Here is an 18360-nt window from a genome sequence, read left to right as displayed (position 1 = left end):
CGGCCGCGGGCAGATATTGCCCGCGCCCGTCGACATTTCTGGACGCTTACTTGATGGCCTTCACACCTTCGGTCATTTCCTTCAGCCCGTCATCGACGGAGGTGCTGTCAGTCATGATCGCGTCATGCGCACGGTTGAGCACGACCTCGATCTTGGCGGCGTTCGGATTGACCGCCATCTCCAGGTAGGTTTTCGACGGCTTTAGCGCCTCTTTGCTGGCCGCATCCTCAGGAAAGCCGGGTGTTGCCGCGATCTTGGCGCTGACGTCATCCGTCTTGAGCGCGGGGAAGGTACCCGTCGAGGCGATGACTGCCGCGCCCTCAGGGCCGGTGACGAACTTGATGAAATCGAGCGCGGCATCCTTGTGAACGGAATTGGCGTTGACCGCCAGGCCCGAGATCTGCGCAGCGGTCGTGCCGGTCGCCACACCGTCGGGATGCGGGAACTTGACGATGCCCCAGTTCTTGCTCTTCGATTCACCCGATTTCACCTTGGTGATCTGGGTGCCGACGAACCAGGTTCCCATCGGCAGCATGCCGATCGTGCCATTGAAGAAGAGCGCCGAATAATGTGTGTTCGACGTCTTCAGGAAAGCATAGGAGGGAATCGCGCCATCCTTCTGCAGGGTCAGCGCCCGCTCGTACCAGGGCTTCAGGAAGCCGTAATCGCCGTCAACAAGCGTGTGTTTTCCGTCGAGGATGGCGGGCAGTTGAACGGTCGACCGCCAGGTATGCAGAAGCGCGCCGTAGGTCTTGTTGGTGCCCATGCCGCCCGAAAGCTTCTCGGCGGTTTCGTCGAACTGCGCCCAGGTCATGTCATTGGTGGGGTAGGCGACGCCTGCTTTGTCGAATATATCCTTGTTGTAATAGACGACCCAGAAGTCGGACCGGAACGGCAGCGAGTAGATCTTGCCGTCGATGGTCAGCTCCTCGATCAGGCCGCCATAAGGAGCCGGGTCGATTTTCTGATCCTTCACGAAGCCGCTGAGATCGGCGATGTTGCCGGCGCGCACCAGATTGGTGTAGCCCGGCACATCCTTGATGGTGACGATGTCGATGTCCTTGGAGCCGCCGGTCAGCTGCGTCGAGATCATCTGCTGGTAGTCCTGCGAGCCGAGGTCCATCGGCTCGAACTTCACGTTGGGATGCTTGGCCTGATAGGCCTCGATCAGAGGCTTGTAATAGGCGGTCTTGTCCCAGTCCCACAAAGCCCATTTGAGCGTCACGGCGTCCTGGGCAAGCGCTGCCCCGGCCGTCATCGCGGCCAAGGTGAAACCCGCCACGGCAAGTTTCACCGTCCCCCCGAATTTATCCAAATACATTCCCGTTCTCCTTCCCTGGATCATCTCTGGATCAGTTATTTTATGAAGCGTCTCGTATGCGGTTCGCGGTGCGGCTGTGTTGCGTTTGGCAGGTCTAGAACCGTCACCGCCGCCCGATGGACGCCGAATGCGACGGCGAACATTCCGAGTGAAAAATTGAAGGTTGCCGGCATGAACACGGAAACCGGATAGAAGAGGATGTGCGCCAGCCAAAGGCTGGCGGCAAAGGCGAGCGCGGCAAGCGCCGGGAGCGGACGGATGACGGAGGCGAGCGCGGCGAGGCGCAGCAGCCTAAGAGCCGGCAGATCGCGCATCACCATGAGAACGATGAGATGGCAGGCGAGGACCGCGACATAGGCGGTGGCGACGAGGGCGACCGTCAGCGGTGCGCTGAGCAACAGATTGTCGCGTGCGCCTGCGGCATAGGTGGCGATCGCATAGAGGCCGATTGCGAGCGCGCCGCCCAACGCCAGGCCCCAGGCGGTGGCGCGCCAGAAGTAGCGCAGAAAAGCTTCCGTGAAGTCCCTGAGAAGATAGGTGTTGCGATCTTCCACCAAGGCTACCGAGACCCGGGCCATGGCGGCGAGCGCTGCCGGCAGGGTCACGACGAAGAGGGCGGCCAGGATGAAGAGGATGTTCAGCTTGACCATCTCCCACCACTCGCGGACGAGGATCTCGGCGAACAAGGCAAGGCCGGTCCTCTTCGGCGCATCCTTCGGAATGCCCGGTCCCTCCCTCGTCCACATGTCCCGCAACCACTGCATAGCCATCTCCCGCAGGCGCCTCAGTATAGAATCGAGCGTTCCGTTTCCTTGTCGAACAGCTGCGCATTGGTCATATCGGCGACCAGCGTCGCCTCCTCGCCAATATCGGGCCGGTAGCGCGGCGAGACCCGGGCGATCAGATTGCGCCCGCCCGCCACCATGTTCAGGTGCACTTCCGAGCCCATGGGCTCGGCAAGTTCGACGATCGCCTTGAGCGGCGCCAGGTTCTCCGGTGCGATGTCGGCCGGCGGCAGTTCGTGGAAATTCTCCGGACGGATGCCGAGCACCAGTTCGCGGCCCTCGTAGGGGGCGATCCTGCTCTTGTCGAAATGGGCAGGCAGCGGCAGTTCCCGGCCGTCGAAGACGGCGACGTAGCCATCGCCCCGGCGCAGAATGGTCGAGGGCAGCATGTTCATCTGGGGCGCGCCGATGAAACCGGCGACGAACATGTTGACGGGGCGGTCATAGAGGTTCTGCGGCGTATCGACCTGCTGGATGTGCCCGTCCTTCATGACGACGATCCGGTCCGCCATGGTCATGGCTTCCACCTGGTCATGGGTGACGTAGATGAAGGTGGCGTTGAGTCGCTTGTGCAGCTTGGTGATTTCCGAGCGCATCGTGCCGCGCAGCTTGGCATCGAGATTGGAAAGCGGCTCGTCGAGTAGGAAGACCGCCGGATTGCGCACCATGGCGCGGCCAAGCGCGACGCGCTGGCGCTGGCCGCCCGAAAGGGCCTTCGGCTTGCGGTTCAGGAGATGAGAGATGTCGAGGATCCTGGCGGCGTCCTGCACCTGGGCATCGATGAAGTCACGCGACACCTTCCTGAGCTGCAGGCCGAAAGCCATGTTCTTGTAGACGGTCATATGCGGATAGAGCGCATAATTCTGGAAGACCATGGCGATATCCCGATCCTTGGAAGGAACGTCGTTCATGACGTCGCCGCCGATCTTGAGCTCTCCTCCCGATATCTCCTCGAGACCGGCGATCATCCGCAGCGTCGTTGATTTGCCGCAGCCGGAGGGGCCGACCAGAATGATGAATTCCTTGTCGGCGATCTCGAGGTCGATGTCGTGGACGACGGTGAGCGCACCGTAGCTCTTGTTCAGCTCTTTAAGCGAAATGCTGGCCATCGGGTTCTCCTGAATTCACCAATAGGAAGACCAGTTGCGCGAAAGGCGCGTCAAAGCTTCCATGTAATAATAATCTCCCCAGGAGACGCATTCATCGACACCCTCGCCGCGGCAGGTGTTGAACGGCGATTTCTTCGAATAGGTGGCGTGCAGCACCAGGCCGTTGGAGATCGTGGGGTCCTTGACCGCATAATGATCCACAAGGCTCTTCATCATGCGCCGCGCCAGCATGCGATAGCGTGCTGCCGGTTCCGGCTCGGCGAGATCGGCCATTTCCAGAAGGCCGCAGGCGGTGATCGACGCCGACGAGCTGTCGCGCGGCTCGCCGTCGCCGTCCGAAAAGACGAGATCCCAATAAGGCACCATGTCGGCAGGCAGCCGGTTGAGATAGAAGGCGAGCAGCCGGTCGAAGGTCCTGATATATTCCTCGATCCGCTCATAGCGATAGGAGAGCGCCATTCCCGAGATTGCCCAGGCCTGTCCGCGCGCCCAGGCGCTGTCGTCTTTGTAACCCTGCTTGGTGGCGCCGCGCACCGGCGCTCCGGTGATCGGGTCCATATAGAAGGTGTGATAGGTGGAATCGTCCGGCCGAACCGAGTTGGCGAGTGTGGTGCGGGCGTGAATGAGCGCGATCTCGCGGTATTTCGGATCGCCGGTTTCGCGGCTCGCCCAGTAGAGAAGCGGCAGGTTCAGCAGGCAGTCGATGATGTAGCGGTATTCCTCCGCCTTGCCCTTGCGCCCCCAGGCCTGGATGAACTGGCCGATGGGCTGGAAACGCTCGATCAACTGGTCGGCGGCCAGGATGGCGGCCCTGCGGCCATCCTTGTCTCCAACGAGCTTCCAGGCGGCGATGCAGGAGGGCGAATAGAGAAAGCCCATGTCGTGATGGTCCGTCTCGATGCGGTTCACGATCCGATGCAGGAACGACTGGACCTGGACCTGGGCGGCATCCCGGAAAACCGCCTCGCCGCTGTGCTCGAAAGCGAGCCACAGCTCTCCGGGCCAGAAACCCGCGGTCCATTGGTCGTTCGCCACGGCGGGATAGAAATTACCGACGCTCGAATGGTTCTGCGAGGCATGGGTGAACTCGGGGAGGTTGCGCCTGATCTGCCCGACGGCAAGATCGAGCGCGGCTTTGACCTCCTGGTCGGTGATCGGCTGTGGGGCGACGGACGAGACGGCGTTCATGGATTTAACCCTTCAGTCCCGTCGAGGCGATGCCTTCGACGAAGAAGCGCTGGAGAGAGAGGAAGACGACGAGAACCGGAATGAGGGCGACGACGGAGGCTGCCATGATAAGCCCGTATTCGGCCGAATATTGCGAGATGAACATGCGCAGGCCGATCTGGACGGTCTTCAGCTCGGTCTTGGTGAGGTAGATCATCGGCCCGAGAAAATCGTTCCAGGTGGTGACGAAGGTGAAGATCGTCAGTGTCGAGAGCGCGGGCTTGGACAGCGGCAGCATGATGCGCGCCCAGATCTGATACTCGTTCATGCCGTCGATGCGGGCCGCCTCGCAGAGTTCGGTCGGGATCGACATGTAGAACTGCCGCATCAGGAAGACGCCGAAGGCGGTGAAAGCCTGCAGGCAGATCAGCGCCAGGTGGGTGTTGTTGAGGCCGAATTCGCGCATCAGCAGGAATTGCGGCACCATATAGACCTGCCAGGGCATGGCGATCGTGGCGATGTAGCCGAGGAACAGGGTGTTCTTGTAGGGGAAATTAAGCTTGGCGAAGGCGTAGGCCGCAAAGCTGGAGGTCAAAAGCTGCAACAGCGTGACGATGATCGTAAGCTTCGACGTGTTGTAGATGAAGAGCGCAAGCGGGATCTTCGTCCAGATATCGACGTAGTTATGCCATTGCGGCTCGGACGGTATCCACTCGATCGGGAAGGCGAAGACGTCACGGCTGAGCTTCAGCGATGCCGAAAGCATCCAGGCGAAGGGCATCAGCATGAGGAGCGTGACGGCGATGACGATGGCGTAGATCGCGACGGATTTGAGGGTCACCTTGCGTCCTGCGATCCTCATTCGCCGTCCTCCCTCTGGCGCCGGAACTGAAAGACCGTGACCGCAAGCACGAGGAAGAACAGCACCAGGGCGACCATGCTGGAATAGCCGAGATCCCAGGAAATGAAGGCCTCGTTGTAGATGTGGTAGACGAGGACGAGCGTCGAGGTGCCGGGCCCGCCCTGGGTGATCATGTAGATCTGGTCGAACACCTTGAAGGACTGGATCGTCAGCATGACGGTGACGAAGAAGGTCGTCGGCCCGAGCTGCGGCACGGTGACATGGATGAACTTCTGCCAGAAATTGGCGCCATCGAGATCGGCGGCCTCATAGAGCTCTGAATTGATGCCCTGCAGGCCGGCCAGATAGATGACCATGTAATAGCCCATGTTCTTCCAGATGCCGAAGAGGATCACCGTCACCATCGCCCAGTGGCGATCGGCGGCCCATCCCGGCATGTTCTTGGGATCGAGACCGAGCGTGTAGAGGATCATGTTCACCGGTCCCATCTCGGGATTGAAGATCATGTTCCAGACGACCGCGACGGCCACCAGCGAGGCGACATAGGGGAAGAACATCGCCGTGCGGAAGAAGTCGCGCCCCGCGATCTTCTGGTTGAGGAGAACGGCGAGGCCGAGCGCGCAGATGAGCGTCGCCGGCACGGAGGCGACAGTATAGATCACCGTGTTCCAGAACGCCGCGATGAAGGCCTTGTCGTCGAAGAGCCGCCAAAAATTATCCAGCCCGGCGAATGTGATCGCATTCGAGCCGTCCCAATGCATGAAGGCGAGCGCGAAGGCGAACAGGATCGGGCCGAGCGTGAAGACGGCAAAGCCGATGAAATTTGGCGCGATGAAGGAGTAGGCGACGAGCGCGTTGCGGATCCTGCGCTGGCGCTTGGATAGGACCGCGACCTTCCGACCGGAGGTTGCCAGAGCGCCATCCGTCGCGATGACCGAATTCGATAGGGACACCGATGCCTCCTCTTCCTCCCGCAACGACATAGCACATATCCGGTATTGGTCAAACAAGTTCTGAACAGGTCATACGAATTTTATGGAAAGCGCAAAATACATATGATAGGTGAGCATGCAAACCAAACGGCCATCGATGCTTTTCCGGTACGGGGAGAGACATGTTCAGCGAGATTTCAGCAAAGCTGCCGGATGTGCTGGGCGATTTCACGCCCGGGGCGGTCTGCTCCGAGCGCGCCAGATGGAGCGCTGTGCCGCAAGCGGTACGGGAACTGGTCATTGGCGAGGCCGAAGAGACGCTTGCGCGCGCCTGGCCGCTGATTACGGCTTCGGATTACCGGGAGTTCACCGAAACCGGCAACCGCGCGCGCTTCGAGGAGCTTTATTTCACACGGCGCCGGATGCTCAACAATCTGGTGCTCGGCGAACTCCTCGAAGGCGGGGCGCGCTTCCTGCCGAAGATCGTCGACGGCATCTTCCTGATCGCGGAGGAGAGCGGCTGGCAGCTGCCGGCGCATAATGCCTATGAACGAAGCGGCGCGCGCTTGCCGCTTCCCGACAATTCGCAGCCTGTCGTCGATCTCTTCGCCGCCGAAACGGCCGCTCTGCTTGCCACCGTCGTCGCATTGCTTCGCGACGAGCTCGACGGCATGAGCCCCGAGATTACGGCACGCGTAGAGCGCGAGATCGAGATCCGCATCCTCTCGCCCTATCTCGGCCGGCATTTCTGGTGGATGGGCCGCGGCGAAGAGCGGATGAACAACTGGACGGCATGGATAAGCCAGAACGTCCTGTTGACGGTCTTCTCCCTGAAAACCGATCAGCCCACGCGTCACGCCGTCGTCAAAAAGGCGCTCGGCAGCCTCGACGCCTTCCTGAAGGACTATGCCGAGGACGGAGCCTGCGAGGAGGGCGTGCTCTATTACCGCCACGCCGCACTCTGCCTGCATGGTGCTTTGACGATCCTGGATACGGCGGCGCCGGGCCTGTTCGGCCGATTTTGGCAACAGCCGAAGATCCGCAATATGGCCGAATATATCGCTCACATGCATGTGGCCGGCCGCCACTATTTCAACTTTGCGGATTCCTCCGCGGTGGTCGAACCCTGCAGCACGCGGGAATGTCTGTTCGGACAGGCGGTCGGCTCTGAGATGCTGGCTGAGTTCGCTGCATCCGACAGAGCCGCTTCCGATAATCCGCACCTGCCGGGGGAATGGAACCTCTGGTATCGCGTGCAGGAACTGCTGGTCGGCCCTACGCTTCCCGCTGCCGCCGAGCCGCATCCCGCATCCCGGCGCGATATCTTCTATCCCGGCATCGGCCTGTTCATCGCCCGCGACGAGCAGTTTTCGCTTGCGGTCAAGGGCGGCAACAACGGCGAGGGCCACAACCACAACGATGTCGGCAGCGTGACGCTTTACAAGAACGGACGTCCGTTCCTGATCGATGTCGGCGTCGAGACCTATACCGCAAAAACCTTTTCGGCGCGGCGCTACGAGATATGGACGATGCAGTCGGCGTTCCACAACCTGCCGACATTTGCAGGCGTCATGCAGTTGGCTGGCGAAGCTTTTGGCGCGCGCGATGTCGAGGTCGGGTTCGACGAAGGGAGCGCGCGCATATCGCTCGATATTTCAGACGCCTATCCCCCCGAAGCGCAGTTGCACAGCTATTGGCGCGTCGTTTCCCTGCTGCGCGGCCGCCATGTCGAGATCGTCGACACCTATGACGGCGGCAAGCCGGCGGTCCTGTCGCTGATGACATGCCTGGCGCCGACCGTCAGCCCGGACAGGATCGACCTGGCCGACCTCGGCAGCATTTTCGTCGAGGGCGCCGGCGAGATCGAAATCGACGAGATCGGCGTGGACGACGCCCGGCTGAGATCGGCATGGCCCGAGAAAATCTATCGGCTGCGGGTGCCGTTTGCCGGCAGGCTGCTGAGATTGCAGATCGTCTAGAACAGGATGATTTTAGGCCGGGTCGGCCCAAAATTTGAATCCTGTTCTAAATTAAAGAGTTAGAGCATGACGTCGTCCGAAAATCGCTCACACTTTTCGGCATCATGCTCTGGGGAGGGCGAGCATGGAATTGACGCTGAAGATCGTGGATGCCGATGGGGCGGTGCTGGCGAGTTCCACAGGCCGGGACGAGACGTTCCTGGTCTATCGCCATAGCTATCGCGAAGGCGATCGCGTGATCGTGGAGGTCTCCGAGCCCGGGCATGTCTTCCTTTCCCTTGATGGCGCGATCCAACCCGGCCTGGTCTATATGAAGGAATGCGCCTATTCGCTCGCCGTGCCCTTCGGCGACAAGCGCAAGCCCTATTCGCCAAATGCCTTCAGGGGCGATATCCACCGGCTTTCAGCGCGAAGCACACGGCCGGGCGAGATCATTCACCGGCGCAATCTCGCCCTGAACCCCTGGGACGATCACGCCAATCGGGCTCTGTTTCCGCATGCGCGCGCCAATGTCGAGACCCGGGGCGAAGCGGTCTTTGCGGCGCGCAACGCAATCGACGGCGAAAAGGCCAACGATGATCACGGCTTCTGGCCCTATACGAGCTGGGGCATCAATCGCGATCCGCAAGCAGCATTGACGGTGGAATTCGGCAGGCCGGTCAGGATCGACGAGATCGCTTTCTATCTTCGGGCCGACTTCCCCCATGATTCCTGGTGGGAAAAGGTCAGCGTCACCTTCTCGAATGGCAAGACCTCCTGTTTTCCGCTGGTGAAATCGGGCACCGCCCAGGGCTTTCCCATAGAGCCCTGCATCATCGAATGGGTGGAACTACACGGTCTGATCAAGGCCGAAGACGCCTCGCCCTATCCGGCGCTGACCCAGATCGAAATCTGGGGAACCGAGGCGCCGGAGACCGGGACGTCGCGGTTGCGGTCGACGACAATTGCGGAGGCGCCGACGGGAGCGCTTGGTGACGACGTTTAGGGCGATCGCATGCGATAGCATCTCTTTCTGCTTCGGTCGGGAATAGAGGCCAAGCAACAGCTGTGGAAAGCGTGTCACGCTTCCGCCGGGCCGCCTGCCCATGCTAAGGAGGTCGGATGCGACTGCTTGTGGTGGAGGACAACAAGGATCTGGCGGCCTGGCTGGGTAAAGCCCTGCGACAGGCGCAATACGCTATCGACATTGCCCATGACGGCGAGGACGCGGAACATATGCTCAAGGTGGCGGAGTATTCGGCGATGATCCTCGACCTGGCGCTTCCCAAGCTTGATGGGTTGACGCTGTTGAAGCGATTGCGGCAGTCCGGAAACAAGCTGCCGGTCATCATCCTGACCGCGAATGCGAGCCTGGATGGCCGTGTTGCAGGACTTGACAGCGGCGCCGACGACTATCTCGCCAAACCCTTCGAAATCGCCGAGCTCGAAGCGAGGATTCGTGCAGTGGTCCGCCGCGGCCAGGACCGGGCATCATCCGAGATTACCGTCGGCAACCTGCGTTTCTCCGGCGGGACGCGGCAGTTTTTCGTCGCAGGCGAGCTGCTGCAACTGACGCCGCGCGAATATGCCGTGCTTGAGCAACTTGTCATGAAGCTTGGCAACACAGTCTCGAAAGCCGCCCTTTCTGAAAGCGTGTTCGGTTTCGACGACGAGGCGGATCCGAGCGCCATCGAAATCTATGTCCACAGGCTGCGAAAGAAGCTCGAGAGCAGTTCGGTTCAGATTGCCACGTTGCGCGGACTTGGTTATCTCCTCAGACATGTCCAGTAGCCTCGTCACAAAGGTGGGCGCGACGATCGCGCGGCTCAGCCAGAGCCTGAGGGTGCAACTGCTCTGCTGGGTGCTGCTGACCCTCTTCGGTGCGATCGGCTTCAATCTTTACGACAGCTTCTGGACGGCGGATGCCACAGCAAAGCTGGTGACGGATCGAACGCTTCTGGCCTCGGCTCGCGTCATCGCCGAAGCTGTCCGCGTCGATGAGGGCGGCAATGTTCAGGTGGACGTGCCGCCTTCCGCGCTGGAAATGTTCGATACGGGCTTCGGCGACCGGGTATTTTACCAGGTCATCACCGTATGGGGCAGTCTGGTGAGCGGTCTTCCCGACCTGCCGCTGCCGGCCGTACAGCGGGCAGGCGAGGATCGTGCGTTCCATGGCGCCGATGTGCGCGTCCTGATGCTCGACCATCCTGTCGTCGGCCTTCCCGATGACGGCACGATCTCCGTGACCGTCGCCGTGACGCATAACAGCCAGTATGCGATGCGAAGGCAGCTATGGCTTTCGGATTTTTCGAAGCAGTTCGTGCTCGTCTTCGTCGCAAGCCTGGTGACCATCCTCGGGCTTCAGCGAGGCTTGGCGCCGGCTCTGAGACTGCGGGACGCCGTGGGGCAGCGCGGGCGCAACCGTCTCGATCCGCTGCCGCCCGAGATGGTGCAGAGCGAACTGCGACCGCTCGTTCATGCCCTGAACGATCATATGGAGCGCGTCCAGAACCAGATGGCCGCACAGCGACGGTTTGTATCGAATGCCGCGCATCAACTCAGAACGCCGCTCGCGCTGATTTCGACGCAGGCGAGCGTGGCGGCCCGCGAAGCCGATGCGGCTCGCCGCGACGAGGCGCTTTTCGCCCTTCGCACCAGCACGAAGCAGATTTCGCGTCTTGCCGGCCAGCTGCTTACCTTGTCGCGGGCCGAGCCCGGAAGCCGGCGCCCGCGCAGCGATGCGACCGACCTCAGCAAGGCTGCCCGCGAGATCCTGGAAGCGCATGCCGAAGAGGCGCTCAAGCGCAACATCGACGTCGGCCTGGAAGCCGTCCGCCCGGTCATTGTCGACGGCGACGCGACGATGTTGCGCGAGATGTTGGTCAACCTCATAGACAATGCGATCCGCTATACCGGCCCGAATGGACGGGTGACCGTTGCCGTCGGGCAGGCGGACGGCAACGCCGTGGTCACCGTCGAAGACAACGGGCCGGGTATTCCGAGCGGCGAGCGCGAGCAGGTTTTCGAACGCTTCTACCGGATCATGGGGACCGAAGCCGAGGGGAGCGGTCTGGGGCTTGCGATCGTTCGGGAGGTTGTCGAAGGCGCTGGAGGTTCAGTCTCACTCGAAGATGCGGAAGGCGGTGGGCTCGTCGTGACGGTCCGGCTTCCGCTTACGTAAACCCGAATGCGCACTAATGCTCTTTCCAAGATTGAGAGAAGGCCGGGCATGGCGCCCGGCCTTCTGTTCGATCTGCCTTGGGAGGAGGTCGATTGGATCACTGGGTATCGAGGTGCTGCTGCGGACGCCATTTCGCCAGGCGGTTCTCGATCAATGTCATGATGTATTCGGCAAAAAGCGTGACGACCATGACGAGGAGGATTGCCGCGAACATGCCGGCCGCATCGAAGGTACCCTTGGCGATCGAGATGAGCTGACCGATCCCAAAGCGGGCACCGACGAATTCGCCGACGATTGCGCCGATGATCGCGAAACCGAAGGACACGTGCAGACTGGCGAAGATCCAACTCATCGCCGACGGGATGACCACCGTGCGGGTGACCTGCCAGTCCGAGGCGCCGAGAATGCGGGCATTGGCGATCATATTGCGGTCGGCCTCGCGCACACCCTGGAAGGCGTTTGCAAAGACGACGAAGAACACCATGATGAAGGCGAGAGCAACCTTGGAGGGCAGGCCGAGACCCATGATCATGATGAAGATGGGGGCAAGAACGACGCGCGGTATCGAGTTGATCGCCTTGATATAGACGGAGAAGATGTCCGACAGGAAGCGGTTGCGGCCAAGACCGATGCCGACGAAGACGCCGGTGATCGAACCCGCGAAGAAGCCGATCAAGGCCTCCTCCATCGTCACCCATAGATTATACCAGAGCGAACCTTCCGTGGTGCCTTCGGTTGCCCATTCGTAGAGGCGCTGAACGACGCCGCTCGGGCTCGAATAGAAGAACGGATCGATCCATTGCATGTTTGAGGACAGCTCCCACATGCCGATCACGAAGACCAGGATGGCGATCTGCCAAAAGCGCACCAGCGTCTTGCGCCGGCGCATTGCCTTCAGCGCCGATGCCTCGATTTCCGTGTCCGACGTGCCCGGCCGAAACATGGTGGCCGAACCGGCCTCAAGTGTGATGTGTGCCATGATATCCTCCCTCAGGCCGCTTCGCTCGCGCGGCGGTAGCTGGTCTCCACTTCCTCGCGGAGGTCCTCCCAGATCGTCTTGCAATAGTCGATGAAGCTCTGCTCGTAGCGGATTTCCGACACGACGCGCGGACGGGGGAGATCGATCGTGTAGACCGACTTTACCGTTGCTGGGCCGGCGGTCAGCACATAGACCTTGTCGGCGAGCGCGACGGCCTCTTCCAGATCGTGGGTGACGAACACCACCGAGGCCTTGCGCTCCGCCCACAGCTTTAAGAGCTCTTCATGCATGACGGTGCGGGTCTGGACGTCGAGAGCCGAAAACGGCTCGTCCATCAGCAGAATCTCCGGCTCGTTGATGAAGGTCTGTGCCAGTGAGACGCGCTTGCGCATGCCGCCGGAAAGCTGGTGGGGATAGTGATGGACAAACTTCGAAAGGCCGACACGGGCCAACCAGTCGCGTGCGCTCTTTTCCGCTTCAGTGCGCGACTTGCCGCGAAACAGCGGACCGGCCATGACGTTGTCGATCACGTTCTTCCAGGGAAAGAGTGCGTCGGTCTGGAACGCGAAGCCGACACGCGGGTCAATGCCGGTGATCGGACCGCCCATCAACCGGACTTCACCGGCACTTGGGCGTGCGAGACCCGTCACAAGATTGAGCGTCGTCGATTTGCCGCATCCGGTGGGGCCGACGACGGCGACGAACTCTCCGCGGGCGACCGTCATGTTGAAATCGCGCAAGGCCGTAAGGGACTTGCCAGTCGGCGAGACGAAGCGGCGGCTGACATTGATCAGCTCGATCGCCGGGATCTGGTTCTTGTCATTTTGCATGATGATACCTGAGGCGTGCTTTGGGCGCGTGCACGCAATGCCCATGGATCGATCGGGAGGTCGCCTCCGGTTGGGACCGGAAGCGACGCGACGCCTTACTTGACGTTCTTGACGAATTCCGTCGTGTAGGTCTTGGAAAGGTCGATCTGCTTGCCCTTGACGTTCTTGGAGAACTCCGAGAGCACGGCAAGCACGGTCTTCGGACCGTCTTCCGGCATGACGCCATCCGGTGTGAACATGCCCTTGCCGTCGTCGAGAGCCTTGATGTAGCCGTCCTTGTCGCCGACGTAGAAGTCCTTCGGCATCTTGTCCGCGATCTCGGCGGACGAATGCGTGTTGATGTAGCGCAACGTCTTGACGAAGGCGTTGGCGAGCTTCTGTGCCTCTTCCTTGTGCGCGTCGACCCAGGAGGCTTCCATGTAGAGCGAGGCGGCCGGATAGGTGCCGCCGAGCGCCTGACGGGTCGACTCGACCGTGCGCATGTCGACGAGCACGCTCGCCTCGCCGGTCTTGATCATGCGCGAGATCGTCGGCTCGGTCGTCATGCCGGCCTGGATCTGATCCTGTTGCATGGCAGCGATGAAGGTGCCGCCGGCGCCGACCGGAACCGTCACGACGTCGCCGGGCTTCAGCCCGGCCTTCGAGGCCATGAAGAGGGTCAGGAAGTTGGTGGACGAGCCGAGACCGGTGACGCCGAGGGTCTTACCTTTGAAGTCGGCCGGCGATTTGATGTCAGGATGTTTGCTCGAAACCATCTCGACTTCGCCCGGCGCCTGGCTGAACTGGACGATGGATTCGACGAATTTGCCTTTGGCCTGCAGGTCCACACAGTGGTCGTAGAAGCCGACCACGCCCTGGACGGCGCCGGCCAGAAGCTGATTTTCGGCATCGACGCCGGCAGCTTCGTTCAGCAGTTCGACGTCGAGACCCTCGTCCTTGAAATATCCGAGCGATTCGGCAAGCTTGGCGGGCAGATAGATCTGCTTTTCATAACCGCCGACCATGATGGTGATCTTATCGGCCGCATGTGCGGCGCTGGTCGCGAAAGATGCTGCGGCGAGAAGCGTCGAAAAAGCGACGGTGTGAAAAAGGCTGCGTGAAGAACGCATGGAAATCTCCTCCTGTGGTTTGCTAGCATCGTCGTCTCGCCACCTTGACCCGTGTCTCCTCCACGATGCTGCCTCTTCCTATGACGTCGAAGCTTTCAACTAGCTTTCAGTCGCGGATGGGTAAGCAGCCCGTCGAATTCCATCCATGCATCCCTCATCGCGGGAGCAACGGGCGCGTAGTCATTTCTTAAGCCAGATGCGCCGTCCCTTCCATAGATGTGTGCCCAGACGGATCTCTTTCCGAGCGCATGCAGCATCAAGCCATCGCGGCAAGCGCTTCAATGTGAAAACTGCGAGACAATATGTCCGCGATCGTCATCGCGATCTGGTGACCGGCGGCGAGCAGTCTATGAATCGACGGGCAGCCTCGACCGCGCCGCGCTCGGCGGGCCGTCATTCAGACGATTCCAGGCGCGGCGGAGCTGCCGCGCCGAGCCAAAGCCGGCGCGCATCGCGACGGCCTCCATGTCCAGCCGTGAACCGGCGAGCATCTCGCGGGCAAGAGCCACGCGCATAAGGTTGACGAAATCCGTAACGCTCATGCCTGTCTGCTCGTTGAACAGCCGTGAAAGGTTGCGCGGGCTGGCACCGCTGAGGTGCGCAAGCGACGCCACCGACCAGTCGTGAGAGGGGTTGGCGACCACCGCATCCTGCGCGCGGTGAATGACCGGGTGAATATGGTTGCGACCTTCAAGCCAGGGCGAAAGCTGCGGATCCGAGCCGCCGCGCCTGAGATAGACGACAAGATATCGCGCCACCGCGAGCGCGCAGGCATGTCCTGCTGCTTCGGCAACGATATGCAGCATGAGGTCTATGCCGGCGGTGATGCCGGCGCTCGTGAGGCGGTCTCCATCCTCGACATAGAGCCGGTTGTCCCGGACGCGCGCGGTGGGTGCGAGTCTCACCAGATCCTCTATGCAGGCGTGGTGGGTAGTGCAATCGCGGCCGTCGAGCATGCCTGCCTCGGCAGCGAGCAATGCGCCCGAGCAGATCGAGACCAGACGAATTCCCGGAAGAATGGCGCGCTTCAGCCATGCGACGATGGCAGCTTGGTCGGCGCGCTCCTGTTCGTTCCCTGGGGCGCTGTTTTTCATCGGGGCATCGGCGCTGCCGGCAATGATGACAAGCGCGGTATCGGGCAAGCGTTCCGGCAATGCGGCGACTCCCGTAACGGCAAGGCCGATCGAACTGCCGACCGTCGCCGATGGGCCGATATAGGCGACGGTAAAGCGCACTGTGCGCTGTTCGAGGTTCGCCTTGCGCAGCACTTCGATCGGGCCGGCCACGTCGAGCAGCAGCACGCGCGGCGGCACGACGACGAAGACCGGAATATCGAAGGGCTGCGCGGCGTCCGTCATGCGGCGAGCGACTTTCCGCGCCCAGCCAGGGCCTGTTCGACGGTCGCGATCCGAGCGAAACGGCCCGACAGGACCAGTTCGGTCCGGTCCCGGATTTCCTTGGCGTTCCAGGTGCGTCCTGCGGCATCGGTCATCGGGAAGGTCAGGGTCGCTTCGCCGATATAGTCGACTTGATAGCCGAGATCCGAGGCATGGCGGGTCGTGGTCTCGCAGCACTGTTCGGTGCGGATGCCGGAGACGAGGATACGACGGACGCCGTTCTCGGTCAGCCACACGTCGAGACCGGAACCGACCAGGGCGCTATGGCGGTTCTTCCTGAACGTCGCCTTGGGAGCGATCCTGAGCGGGGCGAGTGTGCTGACGAACCCGGATGCTTCCGAAAACGGCCCATTTTCATCGACATGGAAGATCTGGATGATGGGTATTCCATCGGCTTGCGCGCCGTCGATCAGAGCCTGCTGACGATCGATATAGGCGGAAGCGAGGTTTTCATCCCAGTAATCGCGGTGTCTGAAGGACTCTTGAGCGTCGATAACGAGAAGGACAGTATCATGGCCGGACATTTTTTGCTCCATGCAGGTTGATCATGAAGTCATATTCGGCGATTTGAAGACAGGGGAAAATGCGCGCGCCGGACAAATAACGGACAATTCGCGCCAATAGCCACGCTCAGGAGCGGCCTTGCGCCAAGCGCCTCGAGCCACATCCGGCGCCTGCCGGCCGTGCGCACATAATCAGTCCGCTTCCACGCAATTCCGGATCGGATGTCAGCTCGTAAAGCTTCGCAGATCCCTCAGCAAGTTGCGGTACCTGGCCTGGCTTCCGACCAGATGGTCGCGCATGGCGTTGCGGGCGGCCTGCTCGTCCCTGTCCGAGATGGCGACGACGATTGCCTCGTGCTCCCTGTGGATCAGCTTTCGATAGGCGGTCTGTTCGGCCGTCCTCGATTCCGGGACGAGCCTCGACTGCGGGATGATCGCAGAGCCCTGCGATTCCAGGAACTGCCTGAACAGCGGATTGTTCGTGGCTTCGGCGATTGCGGCATGGAGCTCGAGATCCGCATCGCGAATGGATTGATCGCTCTCGATGCATTGGAGGATTTTCCGATGACATTCGAATATCGCTTCCTCCTGTGCCGGCGAGCGGCGCAGGGCCGCTAGGCCCGCCGCCTCGATTTCGACAGGTGTTCTGATCTCGAGGACCTCAAGATCGGAGGCGACGCGGGCTTTGTCGACTTTCCGCGCGGAGAGCGCGGGATCGGCACCGAGCACGAAAATCCCCGCTCCCTGGCGCACCTCGACAAGCCCGTCGGAGCGAAGTGCGGCCACCGCCTCGCGCACGACGGTGCGGCTGACGCTGTGCGTTTCGGTCAGCTCGTGTTCGCTCGGAAGCTTGTCGCCGGCGGAATACTGGCCGCTCAATATGGCTTGCCGGAGGCTTTCGCCAACCTGTGAGACCAGCGACCCGGAGCCTTTGCTGCGATCCTTCACCTGCATTGCCACGTTTGACCCCCGCATCGGCCTCGATCCGAATGCCGTTCAAACGCGCGGCATTGCGAAATTCACGATTCATCACACATGTATGACAAATTTTGCCGCCTTTCAATGGATAAGAGCCGACGAGAGAAAATCCGGCACTGCGCTTACATCTCTCGACGCCGGTTTGGCATATGCGTGAGGACCGGTGGAAGCACTCACAACCGCCTGGTCGATTCTCCGCGTACGAATCTCGGCGTCAGGATGAAATCTTCAGGCGGCGCGGCGGCGCCCTCGGGGCTTGCTATTCTTGCCAGGAGGCGTTGTGCCGCCAATTCCCCGAGCTTCTGCGCATCCTGCACCACCATGGTGATGCGAGGCGTGATGACATTGCTCCAGGGCACGTCGTCGACCATCGCCAGCGACACGTCGTCAGGGCAGCGGAAGCCCATCTCCTGCATGACCTGAAGTGCTGCTAGGCCGGTCATGTTGTTGGCGCCGATGATGGCGGTCGGCCGGTCGCGGCGGGTCAAGAGGCTCATCGCCTGTGCATGGCCGCCAGTCCGGGTGTAGCCGCCTTCGACCACCAGCGAAGGATCGATGTCCACACCGGCGCCGGCCATCGTGTTCATGAAACCCTTCAGGCGCTCGTCGGCAGTGTGCAGGCCGCTCGGCCCGGAGATGAAACCGATGCGCCTGTGGCCGAGCTGCAGCAGATGTTCGGTCAGGATGGTGGTGGTAAGCGGGTTGTCGGAACCGACAAAATCGCGTTCCGCCCCTTCCACCTTCTGGTCGAACATCACGATCGGGGTTTTGAAGTCGCGCAGGAACGTCGCGTACTCCTCGCCGTGCCCGTTTGCCGCCAGCGCAATTCCGGCGATCTTCTGCGCTTCCAGCCGCTCCAGCAGCGCCCGTTCGAGATCGGCCCTGCCGGAGGAGTCGGCGATCAGGACGAAATAACCGTGGTCGAGCGCCTGGTGCTCGATCTTTCGACGGATGTCGCCGAAGAACATGTTGCCGAGATTGGCCGAAACGAAACCGATCAACGAGCTGCGTCCGCGCGCCAGCGTCTGGGCCACCGGGTCGATGCGGTAACCGGTCGATTTTATCGCCTGCTGGATGCGGTCGAGCGTCTCGACGCCGACCCGCTTCGGGCTGTTGAGCGCGAGCGAGACGGTCGAGATGGAAACCCCCGCAAGGCGCGCTACGTCTCGTATCGTGGTCATGTCTGTCGAACCGGTTCTAATACCTTGTTATGTCCGATTTTATTGGTCGGCGCAACATTTATGCTTCA

Annotated in this window: 17 protein-coding genes; 4 read left to right on the top strand and 13 right to left on the bottom strand. The window is 61.3% G+C overall.

The annotated features are described in order from the left end of the window. Positions 1–46: 46 nt before the first annotated feature. The 6 genes from HX898_RS20775 to HX898_RS20750 are packed head-to-tail and all read right to left on the bottom strand — an operon-like array spanning position 47 to position 6227. The gene (locus tag HX898_RS20775; protein WP_180195587.1) at positions 47–1321 is read right to left on the bottom strand and encodes a sugar ABC transporter substrate-binding protein; all 1275 of its coding nucleotides are present in this window, start codon (positions 1319–1321) and stop codon (positions 47–49) included. Positions 1322–1356: 35 nt separating this feature from the next. Further along, positions 1357–2085 carry a YesL family protein gene (locus HX898_RS20770; protein WP_138388728.1) on the bottom strand — a complete coding sequence of 243 codons (729 nt, stop codon included), beginning with the start codon at positions 2083–2085 and terminating at the stop codon, positions 1357–1359. Between the two features lie 20 nt (positions 2086–2105). Further along, positions 2106–3215: a sn-glycerol-3-phosphate ABC transporter ATP-binding protein UgpC gene (ugpC, locus tag HX898_RS20765; protein ID WP_138388729.1), complete on the bottom strand. Its 1110-nt coding sequence runs from the start codon at positions 3213–3215 to the stop codon at positions 2106–2108. Positions 3216–3230: 15 nt separating this feature from the next. Next, complete coding sequence (locus HX898_RS20760) at positions 3231–4403, bottom strand: glycoside hydrolase family 88 protein (RefSeq protein WP_180195586.1); 1173 nt, start codon at positions 4401–4403, stop codon at positions 3231–3233. A 4-nt stretch (positions 4404–4407) separates the two neighbouring features. Then, positions 4408–5244 carry a carbohydrate ABC transporter permease gene (locus HX898_RS20755; protein ID WP_180195585.1) on the bottom strand — a complete coding sequence of 279 codons (837 nt, stop codon included), beginning with the start codon at positions 5242–5244 and terminating at the stop codon, positions 4408–4410. After that, positions 5241–6227, bottom strand: a complete 987-nt coding sequence (locus HX898_RS20750; RefSeq protein ID WP_180195584.1) for a sugar ABC transporter permease — start codon at positions 6225–6227, stop codon at positions 5241–5243. Before HX898_RS20750 ends, HX898_RS20755 begins: the two co-directional genes overlap by 4 nt. Before the next feature lie 131 nt (positions 6228–6358). Between HX898_RS20750 and HX898_RS20745 the strand changes: the two genes are divergently transcribed. The 4 genes from HX898_RS20745 (at position 6359) to HX898_RS20730 (ending at position 11315) form a co-directional block, all read left to right on the top strand. Continuing rightward, positions 6359–8155: a heparinase II/III family protein gene (locus tag HX898_RS20745; RefSeq protein WP_180195583.1), complete on the top strand. Its 1797-nt coding sequence runs from the start codon at positions 6359–6361 to the stop codon at positions 8153–8155. A gap of 124 nt (positions 8156–8279) precedes the next feature. Then, on the top strand, positions 8280–9140 hold the full coding sequence (locus tag HX898_RS20740) for a carbohydrate-binding protein (RefSeq protein WP_180195582.1): 861 nt from the start codon (positions 8280–8282) through the stop codon (positions 9138–9140). Between the two features lie 116 nt (positions 9141–9256). Beyond that, positions 9257–9925 carry a response regulator gene (locus HX898_RS20735; protein ID WP_138332614.1) on the top strand — a complete coding sequence of 223 codons (669 nt, stop codon included), beginning with the start codon at positions 9257–9259 and terminating at the stop codon, positions 9923–9925. Further along, the gene (locus HX898_RS20730; RefSeq protein ID WP_180195581.1) at positions 9915–11315 is read left to right on the top strand and encodes a sensor histidine kinase; all 1401 of its coding nucleotides are present in this window, start codon (positions 9915–9917) and stop codon (positions 11313–11315) included. The genes HX898_RS20735 and HX898_RS20730 overlap by 11 nt, the downstream gene beginning before the upstream one ends. A 97-nt stretch (positions 11316–11412) precedes the next feature. Here HX898_RS20730 and HX898_RS20725 read toward each other — a convergent pair whose 3' ends face one another. From HX898_RS20725 to HX898_RS20695, 7 genes are all read right to left on the bottom strand, one after another. Next, on the bottom strand, positions 11413–12294 hold the full coding sequence (locus HX898_RS20725) for an ABC transporter permease (RefSeq protein ID WP_062942872.1): 882 nt from the start codon (positions 12292–12294) through the stop codon (positions 11413–11415). An 11-nt stretch (positions 12295–12305) separates the two neighbouring features. Beyond that, the gene (locus tag HX898_RS20720) at positions 12306–13124 is read right to left on the bottom strand and encodes an ABC transporter ATP-binding protein (protein ID WP_029871310.1); all 819 of its coding nucleotides are present in this window, start codon (positions 13122–13124) and stop codon (positions 12306–12308) included. A 95-nt stretch (positions 13125–13219) separates the two neighbouring features. Beyond that, on the bottom strand, positions 13220–14233 hold the full coding sequence (locus HX898_RS20715; RefSeq protein WP_138388736.1) for an ABC transporter substrate-binding protein: 1014 nt from the start codon (positions 14231–14233) through the stop codon (positions 13220–13222). Between the two features lie 347 nt (positions 14234–14580). After that, positions 14581–15591, bottom strand: a complete 1011-nt coding sequence (locus HX898_RS20710; protein ID WP_138388737.1) for a helix-turn-helix domain-containing protein — start codon at positions 15589–15591, stop codon at positions 14581–14583. Beyond that, complete coding sequence (locus HX898_RS20705) at positions 15588–16166, bottom strand: isochorismatase family protein (RefSeq protein ID WP_172643800.1); 579 nt, start codon at positions 16164–16166, stop codon at positions 15588–15590. The genes HX898_RS20710 and HX898_RS20705 overlap by 4 nt, the downstream gene beginning before the upstream one ends. Before the next feature lie 192 nt (positions 16167–16358). Next, positions 16359–17108: a FadR/GntR family transcriptional regulator gene (locus HX898_RS20700; protein WP_180195580.1), complete on the bottom strand. Its 750-nt coding sequence runs from the start codon at positions 17106–17108 to the stop codon at positions 16359–16361. A 176-nt stretch (positions 17109–17284) separates the two neighbouring features. Continuing rightward, the gene (locus HX898_RS20695; RefSeq protein WP_180195579.1) at positions 17285–18292 is read right to left on the bottom strand and encodes a LacI family DNA-binding transcriptional regulator; all 1008 of its coding nucleotides are present in this window, start codon (positions 18290–18292) and stop codon (positions 17285–17287) included. Positions 18293–18360: the final 68 nt, after the last annotated feature.

The sequence above is a fragment of the Rhizobium sp. WYCCWR 11128 genome, assembly GCF_013416305.1.
GTDB lineage: Bacteria > Pseudomonadota > Alphaproteobacteria > Rhizobiales > Rhizobiaceae > Rhizobium > Rhizobium indicum.
Note: the sequence above shows the minus strand (reverse complement) of the source record. Positions and strands in the feature narration are given on the sequence as shown.